This is a genomic window from Paracoccaceae bacterium (assembly GCA_012103375.1).
In the GTDB taxonomy this organism is placed as follows: domain Bacteria; phylum Pseudomonadota; class Alphaproteobacteria; order Rhodobacterales; family Rhodobacteraceae; genus WLWX01.
The window spans coordinates 3,202,336-3,214,003 of record WLWX01000001.1; the positions used below are offsets into that span (position 1 = coordinate 3,202,336).

9 protein-coding genes and 1 pseudogene are annotated in these 11,668 nt (G+C 60.8%); 3 read left to right on the forward strand and 7 right to left on the reverse strand.

The features are described 5' to 3' along the window. Positions 1 to 247 precede the first annotated feature (247 nt). Complete coding sequence (gene groL, locus GKR99_16395) at positions 248 to 1,894, reverse strand: chaperonin GroEL (protein NKB29040.1); 1,647 nt, start codon at positions 1,892 to 1,894, stop codon at positions 248 to 250. 45 nt (positions 1,895 to 1,939) lie between these two features. Further along, entirely contained in the window at positions 1,940 to 2,227 is a 288-nt protein-coding gene (locus GKR99_16400) for a co-chaperone GroES (GenBank protein ID NKB29041.1), read from the reverse strand. 269 nt (positions 2,228 to 2,496) lie between these two features. Between GKR99_16400 and GKR99_16405 the strand changes: the two genes are divergently transcribed. Further along, positions 2,497 to 3,024, forward strand: a complete 528-nt coding sequence (locus tag GKR99_16405; GenBank protein ID NKB29042.1) for a dihydrofolate reductase — start codon at positions 2,497 to 2,499, stop codon at positions 3,022 to 3,024. Between the two features lie 16 nt (positions 3,025 to 3,040). On the opposite strand, the gene GKR99_16410 is transcribed toward GKR99_16405, so the two are convergent. From GKR99_16410 to GKR99_16425, 4 genes and pseudogenes are all read right to left on the reverse strand, one after another. Next, positions 3,041 to 3,724: a hypothetical protein gene (locus GKR99_16410; GenBank protein ID NKB29043.1), complete on the reverse strand. Its 684-nt coding sequence runs from the start codon at positions 3,722 to 3,724 to the stop codon at positions 3,041 to 3,043. A gap of 264 nt (positions 3,725 to 3,988) precedes the next feature. Further along, positions 3,989 to 4,947, reverse strand: a pseudogene (locus tag GKR99_16415) (IS630 family transposase). Between the two features lie 112 nt (positions 4,948 to 5,059). Beyond that, complete coding sequence (locus GKR99_16420; protein NKB29044.1) at positions 5,060 to 5,590, reverse strand: inorganic diphosphatase; 531 nt, start codon at positions 5,588 to 5,590, stop codon at positions 5,060 to 5,062. A 155-nt stretch (positions 5,591 to 5,745) separates the two neighbouring features. Next, positions 5,746 to 7,728 carry a sodium-translocating pyrophosphatase gene (locus tag GKR99_16425; GenBank protein NKB29045.1) on the reverse strand — a complete coding sequence of 661 codons (1,983 nt, stop codon included), beginning with the start codon at positions 7,726 to 7,728 and terminating at the stop codon, positions 5,746 to 5,748. Between the two features lie 320 nt (positions 7,729 to 8,048). On the opposite strand from GKR99_16425, the gene GKR99_16430 reads away from it, so the two are divergent. Further along, a complete protein-coding gene (locus GKR99_16430; GenBank protein ID NKB29046.1) occupies positions 8,049 to 8,921 on the forward strand; it encodes a TIGR01459 family HAD-type hydrolase in 873 nt (290 codons plus the stop codon). A 107-nt stretch (positions 8,922 to 9,028) separates the two neighbouring features. On the opposite strand, the gene GKR99_16435 is transcribed toward GKR99_16430, so the two are convergent. Continuing rightward, positions 9,029 to 10,414: an IS1182 family transposase gene (locus tag GKR99_16435; GenBank protein NKB29047.1), complete on the reverse strand. Its 1,386-nt coding sequence runs from the start codon at positions 10,412 to 10,414 to the stop codon at positions 9,029 to 9,031. A 233-nt stretch (positions 10,415 to 10,647) separates the two neighbouring features. Between GKR99_16435 and GKR99_16440 the strand changes: the two genes are divergently transcribed. Beyond that, a protein-coding gene (locus tag GKR99_16440; protein ID NKB29048.1) for an IS630 family transposase occupies positions 10,648 to 11,606 on the forward strand; the annotation gives its coding sequence in 2 pieces (ribosomal slippage) (positions 10,648 to 10,989 and positions 10,992 to 11,606; 957 coding nt in all). Positions 11,607 to 11,668 lie beyond the last annotated feature (62 nt).

Sequence of the window (11,668 nt, forward strand, 5' to 3'; positions counted from 1 at the left end):
GTCCTGTATTACATCTTATGAACGATTAGCCAAATGTGCCCACCGCCCTTGCAAAGCTGTCATTCGTACCCATGGCTCCTGGGTCCGTTCCGTCCGCATGCCAGACACTTTAACAGCAGAACCAAAAAAAAGGGGCCGCCCGAAGGCAGCCCCTGAACTTGTCAAAGCGGTTTGGGTTCTCGGCAATTGGCCCTTGGGCCAAACGCCTGTCACCCACGTCGATTTTGCAAGCGCAAAGTCGACGGTCTTACATCATGCCGCCCATGCCGCCCATGTCGGGCATGCCGCCGCCGGGGGCGCCAGCGCCCTCTTTTGCGGGCTTGTCGGCAACCATGGCTTCGGTCGTGATCAGCAGACCAGCGATCGAGGCTGCGTCTTCCAGCGCAGTACGCACAACCTTGGCCGGGTCGATGACGCCGAACTTGAACAGTTCGCCATACTCTTCCGTCTGAGCGTTGAAGCCGAAGGCCGCATCCGAAGATTCGCGGATCTTGCCAGCCACAACCGACCCGTCGACGCCCGAGTTCTCGGCGATCTGACGCAGCGGTGCCTCCAGTGCTTTGCGCACGATGGCAATGCCAGCGTCCTGGTCCGAGTTGTCGCCTTTGAGGCCTTCCAGCGATTTCGCACCCTGGATCAGAGCAACACCGCCACCAACGACGATACCTTCTTGAACCGCAGCGCGGGTCGCGTTCAGCGCGTCGTCGACGCGGTCCTTACGCTCTTTCACTTCAACCTCGGTCATGCCGCCAACGCGGATGACGGCCACACCACCGGCGAGTTTCGCAACACGCTCTTGCAGCTTCTCACGGTCATAATCGGAGGTCGTTTCTTCGATCTGCTGACGGATCTGGCTGACCCGGGCTTCGATCTCGGCCTTGGCACCGGCACCATCGATGATGGTGGTTTCGTCCTTGGTGATCGAGATACGCTTGGCGGTGCCCAGCATGTCGATGGTGACGTTTTCCAGCTTCATGCCCAGATCTTCGGAAATCACCTGACCACCGGTCAGAATTGCGATGTCCTGCAGCATGGCCTTACGACGGTCACCGAAACCCGGAGCCTTCACGGCCGCGATTTTCAGACCACCGCGCAGCTTGTTCACAACCAGGGTTGCCAGGGCTTCGCCCTCAACATCCTCGGCGATGATCATCAGCGGCTTGCCCGACTGGATAACCGACTCAAGCAGCGGAACCATAGGCTGGAGGCTGCTCAGCTTTTTCTCGTGCAGCAGAATCAGACCGTCTTCCAGCTCGGAAATCATCTTGTCCGGGTTGGTGACGAAATAGGGGCTGAGGTAGCCGCGGTCGAACTGCATGCCTTCGACAACATCGGTCTCGGTCTCGAGGCCTTTGTTTTCTTCGACGGTGATCACACCTTCGTTGCCGACTTTCTGCATCGCGTCAGCGATCTGGCGGCCGATTTCGGCTTCGCCGTTGGCGGAAATGGTGCCGACCTGCGCAACTTCGTCGCTGTCTTTGACTTGGCGCGACGCATCGCGGATGTGCTGAACAACCTTGCCAACCGCAGCTTCGATTCCGCGCTTGAGGTCCATCGGGTTCATGCCGGCGGCAACCGACTTCATGCCTTCGCGCACGATGGCCTGGGCCAGAACCGTGGCGGTGGTGGTGCCGTCGCCGGCTTCGTCATTGGTGCGGCTGGCGACTTCTTTCACCATCTGCGCGCCCATGTTTTCGAACTTGTCTTCCAGTTCGATTTCCTTGGCCACGGTCACACCGTCTTTGGTGATGCGCGGGGCGCCGAAGGATTTGTCGATGACCACGTTGCGGCCCTTGGGGCCCAGGGTCACTTTGACCGCATCTGCGAGCGTATTGACGCCCTTCAGCATGCGGTTGCGGGCGTCGGTGTCGAACCGGACGTCTTTCGCTGCCATTGTCTTAATCTCCTAGAATTTCGTGTGTGGTGGGGGAAGCGTCGCTCAGCTGATGGTGCCGAGGATGTCGCTTTCCTTCATGATCAACAGCTCTTCGCCGTCCAGCGTGATCTCGGTGCCGGACCATTTGCCGAACAGGATCTTGTCGCCAGCTTTGACGCTGGGCGCGATCAGCTCGCCACTATCTTTGCGGGCGCCTTCGCCTACGGAAATGATTTCGCCTTCAGCGGGCTTTTCCTTGGCGCTGTCGGGAATGATCAGGCCGCCTTTGGTTTTTTCGTCGCCTTCAATGCGGCGGACCAGAACCCGGTCGTGCAGCGGTGTGAATGCCATCTCGGAACGCTCCTTCGTTGGTCGTTTCTATTGGGTGTTATCACTCACCCATGGCGAGTGATAACGGAGCGGAAATAGGCAGGTGGCGGCCCCGAGTCAACACGCGCGGGCGGATTAATTCCTTGTGCGGTTGACGTGGTGGCAGTATGAAATCCGCCACCAACTGAGGAGCGCCCTGCCAGTGATCAAGTAAGCCCGGTCATCCCTGACCAGATCCCCGCCTTCCCTGCGAAGGCAATCTGCTTACATATCACGAACAGGAGCATTTCATGCCCGATATAATCTATGACGTCGCCGTTTCGGCGGACGGATACATCTGTGGTCCCGACGCCGATATATCGGCCTTTCCAGCCGAGGGGCCGCATGTGGAGGCGTATCTGGAGCGCGTTGCCAGCTATGGCACGGTTCTGATGGGCCGGCGGACTTACGAATTCGGCTATGGCTTTGGCTTGCCAGTGGGCGCAAACCCCTACCCCCATGCCCAGGCGTTGGTGTTTTCCGCCAGCATCGACCTGCCGGGCGACGCGGCGGTTACTGTGGTGCGTGACGATTGGCACGCCCGGATCAATACGCTGAAGACCTCGGCCACAGCGCATATCTGTCTCTGCGGCGGTGGGGCCTTCGCCGGTTGGATGCTGGACCAGGGGTTGATTGACCGGCTGCGCCTGAAACGCGCGCCGGTGGTCCTTGGTGACGGGGTTCCGATCTTCGGGGCCTCGGCGAAGCCGGTTATCGGGCAGGTGACCGCGTCCGAAACCTGGCCCAATGGCGTCGCTTATTGTGAGGTTCGCCTGTGATCCTCGCCGCTGCTGGTCACGGCTTGACCGGCGGCGGCACCTGATAATCCTTCAGGCCCTGTGCCCCTTTCGGCGTCAGACCGTAGACGCCCTTTTCAACCCGTTCGAACCAGCCGTAGTGATCTGTCGCCATCAGCCGGGTCGCTTGCGGAACACCCGTGGCCTTGGCCACCAGCGCGCCTTTGGTTGGGCCCGCTTCGGACAGATGCGCCGCACAGCGAAGGGCGTCCTGCCGGTATGCGGTGACAAGGCCGCTGCGGGTGGCACCTCCGGTACTTGGGTCACCGACACGGCGCGCAAACTCGCGCAGCAGGCGGGTCTTTCGGCGCGCCGATTTACGGGGTTTGAACGGCGCCGGGTCGCAATGGATTTCGACCAGCCCGTCGCGCAGCCGCACGGTGATCAGCCCCAGCCCAAGGCGCTTGCACAAGCCGATGTTGTCTTTCAGCGCCTTCCAGGCGACCCGCCCGGTCTTGCGGGGGATGACGAGGTAAACCGCATCGCTGATCGACTGTCGGGCGATACCCTGATGAACCAGGGCCAGCGCGAAGGCGGTCTTAAGTTCGACAATCACCGGGTCTTCATCGCCGCGGATGGCGACGACGTCCGCCTCGGCAACCTCGCCCTTCACTGCATACCCCTGCCCTTCCAGCAGGGCCTTGATCGGCGGGTAAAGGTCGGTTTCGCGGATCGCGGTCATGCGGGGTGTTTAATGGGATTGGGATGAGGATGCTAATGGTCTGGAACAGACATTGGCAGTTTGTCCCCGCGCCCGGTGCGCGCCGCAAGGCGCAGGGCGCGCGCCGGACCGGTCCCGCCGGTCAGGCGCTGGCCTGAACTTGGCGCGTCCAAGCGAGTTGACGGCCAGACCTGAGCCATAAATCATGCAAACTCAATTACGCAGCGCCAGCCCACCGGTCCGGCGCGCGCCCTACTTGCGATGCACTGCTAAAGCGTTTCGACATTAACCTGAGACATATCCGGCGGCCTTAAAGTAGTTCCAGCATTCTACTGGGTCGTAGAGATCGCAGATTGCTCCGATTGCTTCGAAGACCTGGGTAAAGGACCTGGCCCCGATCCGTCGCAAATGGGCTTTCAGTTTAGAGAAGGCCTGCTCGATGGGATTCAGGTCGGGCGAGTACGGTGGCAGGTAAAGGAACCAGCAGCCGTGATTGCGTAAAGCCTGCGTCGCCTCCTTATTCCGGTGGGTTGCCAGGTTGTCGAGAATGACGACAGTGCCGGGGTTGATCTCGGGGACCAGCACTTCGCGGATGTAGGCCGCGAAGGCGGGGCCATCTATCGCTCCCTTGATGACCCAAGGTGCGATCAGCGCGCCTTGGGTCAGGCCCGCGATCAAGGTTTGGGTTCCCCAGCTTCCGAAGAGCGCATCCATCGTCAGGCGCTTACCGCGCTTGGCTCTGCCGCGTAGGCGCGTGAGGTTTGTCTTCACTGCGGTTTCGTCAATAAAGACAACGCGCTCAGGAAAGGTCGCAATGGCTGGCGAGCGGTATCTGAACCAGTCGGCCCGTTGCTGCCTTACCTTGGCGCGGCGGCGCTCGGTTGCGACCAGCGACTTTTTTTGTACGTGAAGCCGAGCCGGGACAGAAGGTTGGCGATGGAGGAGTGATGCACCCGCACACCCTCTGCATCGGCCAGCGCATTACGCAACTCAAAGAGCGTGATGTCAGGGTCTTGTGCGATCAACTCCTCAAAGAATTCCCGATGCGGAGCCAGCTTTCCCTTGCCGCGCGGCGGTCCCTGCCGGGCAGGTTCCGCATGACCCTTCATCCTCACCTGACGCGCCCACCGCGCGCCTGTGGCAGGCGACAGCTTCAACCGCAACGCCGCCGCGCGCCCGCTCAACCCTTCTTCAATGTATCTCTGAAACCGTATCCGAAGCGCAGATGGCAAAGGTGCTGACATGATCCATCCTCCCAAACAGGATGAATCACAGATCAGGTCTCAAGGGAATCCCTCGCGATTCAGGTTCAAGCCGAAACGCTTTAGGGTCCAATCCAGGCCAAAACCGGCAAACCTACCCATTCTTCGCCCGCTCAATCGCCTCAACGATCATCTGCTTGGCACGCGCTGCGTCGCCCCAGTTTTCAACCTTGACCCATTTGCCGGGCTCCAGATCTTTGTAGTGTTCGAAGAAATGGTTGATCTGCTGGCGCGTGATCTCGGGCAGATCCGAAAAATCATGCACGCTTTCATGCCGCCGGGTGATCGAGTTCGACGGCACCGCCACGACCTTTTCGTCCTGGCCCTTCTCATCCGCCATCACCAGCACGCCGACCGGACGGCAGGACATGACCGAACCGGGCACCAGCGGCCGTGTGTTTGCAATCAGCACGTCAATCGGATCTCCATCTTCGGACAGCGTATGGGGCACAAAGCCATAGTTCCCCGGATAGCGCATCGGTGTATAAAGGAACCGATCCACGAACAGCGCGCCCGAGGCTTTGTCGAGCTCATATTTGATAGGCTCGCCGCCAATCGGCACTTCGATGATGACGTTGATGTCTTCGGGCGGGTTTTCCCCGATCGGGATCGCATTGATGTCCATGATACTGGTCCTGTCTGAATGTCCCGCTTCCTATAGGGCCCAAGTGCCATTGCTGCAACGCAGCAAACGCCTTGTCGGGGCATATCACCCATGCGCCAAACGCAAAAGGCCCGGAACCTGCGCTCCGGGCCTTCCACTGAATCTCTGGCTGCGGTTCAGAGCAGCGGTGCGATCACCAGGCTGACGATCGCCATCACGTTGATCAGAATGTTCATCGCCGGGCCGGAGGTGTCCTTGAACGGATCACCAACCGTGTCGCCCACAACCACGGCCGAGTGCGTGTCGGTGCCCTTGCCGCCGAAGTTACCCTTCTCGACGTGCTTCTTGGCGTTGTCCCAGGCACCGCCTGCGTTCGCCATCATCAGCGCCATCAGCACACAGCCCAGCAGCGCACCGGCCAGCATGCCGCCCAGCGCTTCCGGGCCAATGCCGATGCCGATGACCGGCGGTGCCAGCACCGCGATCACACCGGGCAGCAGCATCCGCTTCAGCGCGGCCGAGGTCGCAATCTCGATGCACTTGGCCGAATCCGGGTCTGCTTTGCCTTCCATCAGGCCGGGGATTTCCCGGAACTGACGGCGGATCTCGTTGATCATCTCGAACGCGGCGTCGCCCACGGCGGTCATGGTGATCGAGGCGACAAGGAACGGGATCGTGCCGCCGATGAAGATGCCGACAAGCACCATCGGATCGTCGAGGCGAAGCTCAAACCCGACATTGTTGGCACGCACCGTTTCAACAAAAGCCGCGATGATCGCCAGTGCAACAAGTGCTGCCGCACCGATGGCAAAGCCCTTGCCGATGGCGGCGGTGGTGTTGCCAAGCTCGTCCAGGCTGTCGGTGATCTCGCGCACGTCGGCGCCCATCTCACCCATCTCGGCGATGCCACCGGCGTTGTCGGCAACCGGGCCATAGGCGTCGATGGCCATGGTGATGCCGACAGTTGCCAGCATGCCAACGGCGGCGATGCCGACACCGTAAAGGCCCGCAAGCTCGGTCGAGACAAAGACGATGCCCGCGATACACAGCAGCGGCAGAACCACCGACTGCATGCCGACCGCCAGACCGGTGATCATCACCGTCGCAGGCCCGGTTTCGCCCGAGGCTGCGATCTTCGTGACCGGAGATCCGGCGGTGTAGTATTCGGTGATCAGGCCGATGGCGACGCCGCCGACGGCACCCGCAATCACCGCGAACCAGATGTTGATATCCAGACCCAGCATCAGGATCAGCACCAGGGCACCCACCAGGAACAACACGGGCGCACCCAGCGTACCGGTGCGCAGCGCCGCGGCAGGCTCTTTACTGGCCTGCGTTTTCACCACGAAGATCATGATGATCGAGGCGATCAGCCCAAGGGCCGCAAGACCCAGCGGCAGGAACATCATTTCCGAACGACCCGCATCAACGGCGACCGAGGCTGCGGCGATCGCGATGGTCGCGATCATGGCGCCACAATAGCTTTCAAAGATGTCCGATCCCATGCCGGCCACGTCGCCGACGTTGTCGCCCACGTTATCGGCGATCACGCCGGGGTTGCGCGGGTCATCTTCGGGAATGCCAGCTTCGACCTTGCCGACAAGGTCGGCGCCGACGTCAGCGGCCTTGGTGAAGATACCGCCGCCAACGCGGCTGAACAGTGCCACGGTCGAGGCGCCCATGCCAAAGCCTTCCAGGCTGTGCGCGTCACCACCGATGAACCAGTAGAGACCACCCAGACCGATCAGACCAAGCGAGGCAACCGACAGACCCATGATCGAACCGCCGAAGAAGGCGACCGTCAGTGCACTTGCTGCACCATCGGTCTGCGCGGCGGTTGCCGTGCGCACGTTGGCCTTGGTGGCCGAATACATGCCGATCCAGCCCGCAATGGACGATGATACTGCACCGACGATCACGGCAACCGTGACCTTCACATCAAGGAAAATGTAGGTCAGAACAACCTGCGCTGCCAGGAACATGACCAGAATGGTGTATTCGCGGCGCATGAAGACCATGGCCCCTTCGTGGATCTGATCGCCAATCTTTTTGATCGCGGCATCGCCCTCGGGGTATTTCATCACCATACCGTAAAGGACGAAAGCGCAGACCAAGCCGACGAGGCCCAGTAGCGGTGGCAGAATTTCCATGTCGTTGATCCCTCGTTGTTGTCCTGGCCCTGGGGCGCGGTTTCGGTGCGCCGGTCGTCCGGACAGCCCGTTTTTTCGTCTTTGTACCCGCAGGCGCGGGCGGATGCCGTATAAGGCGGAGGTCCGCCCAAGTCCAGCGGATTTGCCCTGTAAAACAGGGCCCGCGCCCGGTTGCGTTGTGACCGTGGCTTTGGGAACCCGGTTGCGGGCCGGTTCTGCGGCGCAACGGGTTGGCGCGACGGGTTTCTGGCGGCTTGCGACCCACTGGCCTGCTGCCCTAAAGATGCGGTGCACATGTTGCCCCCGCAGATCCAAAAAGGCCCGCCCCCATGACCCAGATCATCACCTCGCTGGCCGAAATATCCGGGCGCTATGACGCAGTTCTCTGCGATCTTTGGGGGTGCCTGCACAACGGCCAGCGCGCATTTCCGGCAGCGGTCGAGGCTTTGCGCACCTTCCGCGCCGGGGGCGGCACGGTTCTGTTGCTGACCAACGCGCCCCGCCCGCGCGCCGATGTGGCCGCGCAGATTGATGGCATGGGGGTGCCGCGCGACTGCTGGGATGTGATCGCCACCTCGGGCGATGCCGCGCGGGCCGCGATGTTCCGGGGGCTTGTGGGCCGAAAGATCTGGCATATCGGAGAGCCGCGCGACACGACCTTCTTTGACCCGCTGCATCTGGTCGATGATCCGGTGGCGATTGAAAGCGTTGATCTGGACGCCGCCGAAGGCATTGTCTGCACGGGCCCGTTCGACCCCCACGCCGACCCGTCAGAGATGCGCCCCCAGTTTCTGCTGGCGAAGCAGCGCGGCCTCAAGATGATCTGCGCCAACCCCGACATCGTCGTGGACCGGGGCGACAGGCGCGAATGGTGCGCCGGCGCGCTGGCGAAGCTTTATGAGGAAATGGGCGGCGAGGCGTATTATTTCGGCAAACCACAACCGCAGATCTATGACCTGTCGCGCCAGCGGCTGGAACAGCTTGGCCGGTCGGTTCCGGACAGTCGCATCCTTGCCATCGGCGACGGCATTCTGACGGATGTCCGCAGCGCTGTCGGCGAAGATCTGGACTGTCTGTTCGTCACCGGCGGGCTGGCGGCGGCTGAGACGAAGACGACCGATCAGCCAGACGCGCACGCGCTGGAGGCTTTTCTGAGCGCTGAGATGATGACGCCGACCCATGCAATCGGGTTTTTGCGGTAGGTGGGTCGTATGTGAACGGTGTTCCGTTTCCAGCCGATTCTGTGGAAAAACAACGTGTTGCGGGCGCAGAAAGTAGCGATTTGAACATAGCGCGAGCGCCTTTCTGATCAGGCTTTGCGCGTTTGCTGCGGTGCAGGAAAGATCTTTGCCAGTTTGCGAAGGTTTTGGGCAGTGGCGGCGAGCAGGAATTCGTCATTTGCGCCGCATGGTCCACGTAATCGGAGCCGTCCCAGGCCGAGAATGCGCTTGAGGTGGGCAAAGAGCATTTCGACCTTCTTCCGGAGCTTCACCGAGATCTTGTATTGCGGCGTTTTGGCGATTGCGCGGGCGATGTCGCGAGCGTCCTCATGTTCCTCACGGGTGATCTTACGGGCGTCGGCATTCGGGCAGCACTTCGGCTTGGAAGGACAGGATTGGCAGGTGTGCTTCAGCGCTTGGTACTTGGCCACGCCCTTGCCGGTTGGGCCGCGATTGGGGTCGGAGTAGTTTCGGCGGAACTGCTTCAGAGCCTCGCCTTCCGGGCAGATGTATTGATTGTTCTCGGCATCCCATTCGAAGTCAGCTCGGGACCAGGTGCCATCGGTGCGCCCGGCTTTGTCGAAGACCGGGATGTGCGGTGCGATCTTTTCACCCACCAGCCATCCGAGCATGGGTCCCGATCCGTAGGCGGTGTCGGCGATCAGCCGTTCGGGATGAAGATCGAAGCGCTCTTTGGCCCGCTTCAGCATCGTCTTGGTTGACCCCACCTCGGCTTGACGGATCGACCGTGTCGCTTCCACGTCGACGATGACACCATGATCGGTATCGATGAGATAGTTGTCGGAGTAGGCAAAAAATGCGGGACCCTTACGCGCCGCCGTCCACTGGCTGGCTGGGTCGGAATAGGACGTGAACTTTGGCTCGACCGGTGTCGCTGCTCCGAATGCGGCCTCATCCAGAGTGTCGAGATACTCGCGGACCGCGCGGGGTGCAGCGTCTGCATCGATCCGCGCAATGTCCCATTCTTCCTTTGGCGCAGAGTACTGCTTGTTGGCATCCGCCTCGATCAAGCTGGCATCGACGGCCAGGCGCTGACCGCTGACGAGACCTTCGGCGATGCATCGCGCGACCGTGGTCTCGAAGAGATGGCGCAGCAGCTCACTCTCGCGGAACCGACCATGCCGGTTCTTTGAAAAGGTCGAGTGATCCGGCACCCGATCGGCCAGGTCGAGCCGACAAAACCACCTGTACGCGAGGTTCAAGTGTACCTCTTCACAGAGCCGCCGCTCGGACCGGATGCCGAAGCAGTAACCGACGATCAGCATCCGGATCAGCAGTTCAGGATCGATCGAAGGACGACCGGTGTGGCTGTAGAAATCGGCAAGATGGGCGCGGATGCTGCTCAGATCGACGAAACGATCAATCGATCGCAGCAGGTGATCTTGCGGGACATGGTCTTCCAGCGAGAACTCATAGAACAGCGCCGCCTGTGCTTCCTGCCTCGGTCCCATCATGGCTGATCCTCCCGCTTGTTGAGAGGATTGAATCAGCGCCATAGCCCTCGATCAAGCAGGAGTTTTTCAACAAAATTCGCCCTTTATGAACATCTGTCGAGATGCGGCGAATCTCCGGAATTGCAAGATCCGCAACCATCAAATGCGTCCTAAAGCGTTTCGGCTTGAACCTGAATCGCGAGGGATTCCCTTGAGACCTGATCTGTGATTCATCCTGTTTGGGAGGATGGATCATGTCAGCACCTTTGCCATCTGCGCTTCGGATACGGTTTCAGAGATACATTGAAGAAGGGTTGAGCGGGCGCGCGGCGGCGTTGCGGTTGAAGCTGTCGCCTGCCACAGGCGCGCGGTGGGCGCGTCAGGTGAGGATGAAGGGTCATGCGGAACCTGCCCGGCAGGGACCGCCGCGCGGCAAGGGAAAGCTGGCTCCGCATCGGGAATTCTTTGAGGAGTTGATCGCACAAGACCCTGACATCACGCTCTTTGAGTTGCGTAATGCGCTGGCCGATGCAGAGGGTGTGCGGGTGCATCACTCCTCCATCGCCAACCTTCTGTCCCGGCTCGGCTTCACGTACAAAAAAAGTCGCTGGTCGCAACCGAGCGCCGCCGCGCCAAGGTAAGGCAGCAACGGGCCGACTGGTTCAGATACCGCTCGCCAGCCATTGCGACCTTTCCTGAGCGCGTTGTCTTTATTGACGAAACCGCAGTGAAGACAAACCTCACGCGCCTACGCGGCAGAGCCAAGCGCGGTAAGCGCCTGACGATGGATGCGCCCTTCGGAAGCTGGGGAACCCAAACCTTGATCGCGGGCCTGACCCAAGGCGCGCTGATCGCACCTTGGGTCATCAAGGGAGCGATAGATGGCCCCGCCTTCGCGGCCTACATCCGCGAAGTGCTGGTCCCCGAGATCAACCCCGGCACTGTCGTCATTCTCGACAACCTGGCAACCCACCGGAATAAGGAGGCGACGCAGGCTTTACGCAATCACGGCTGCTGGTTCCTTTACCTGCCACCGTACTCGCCCGACCTGAATCCCATCGAGCAGGCCTTCTCTAAACTGAAAGCCCATTTGCGACGGATCGGGGCCAGGTCCTTTACCCAGGTCTTCGAAGCAATCGGAGCAATCTGCGATCTCTACGACCCAGTAGAATGCTGGAACTACTTTAAGGCCGCCGGATATGTCTCAGGTTAATGTCGAAACGCTTTAAAAAGGCGAAAATGCCCGCGGTGCCGGTATTTGGACTGACCGCTGCC

What these genes read in the sequence shown, in the direction of transcription:
- GKR99_16430 (NKB29046.1), top strand. Translation starts at nt 8,049, where the DNA reads ATGACCCAGATCATCACCTCGCTGGCCGAAATATCCGGGCGCTATGAC.
- GKR99_16410 (NKB29043.1), bottom strand. Translation starts at nt 3,724, where the DNA reads ATGACCGCGATCCGCGAAACCGACCTTTACCCGCCGATCAAGGCCCTG.
- groL (NKB29040.1), bottom strand. Translation starts at nt 1,894, where the DNA reads ATGGCAGCGAAAGACGTCCGGTTCGACACCGACGCCCGCAACCGCATG.
- GKR99_16405 (NKB29042.1), top strand. Translation starts at nt 2,497, where the DNA reads ATGCCCGATATAATCTATGACGTCGCCGTTTCGGCGGACGGATACATC.
- GKR99_16400 (NKB29041.1), bottom strand. Translation starts at nt 2,227, where the DNA reads ATGGCATTCACACCGCTGCACGACCGGGTTCTGGTCCGCCGCATTGAA.
- GKR99_16435 (NKB29047.1), bottom strand. Translation starts at nt 10,414, where the DNA reads ATGATGGGACCGAGGCAGGAAGCACAGGCGGCGCTGTTCTATGAGTTC.
- GKR99_16420 (NKB29044.1), bottom strand. Translation starts at nt 5,590, where the DNA reads ATGGACATCAATGCGATCCCGATCGGGGAAAACCCGCCCGAAGACATC.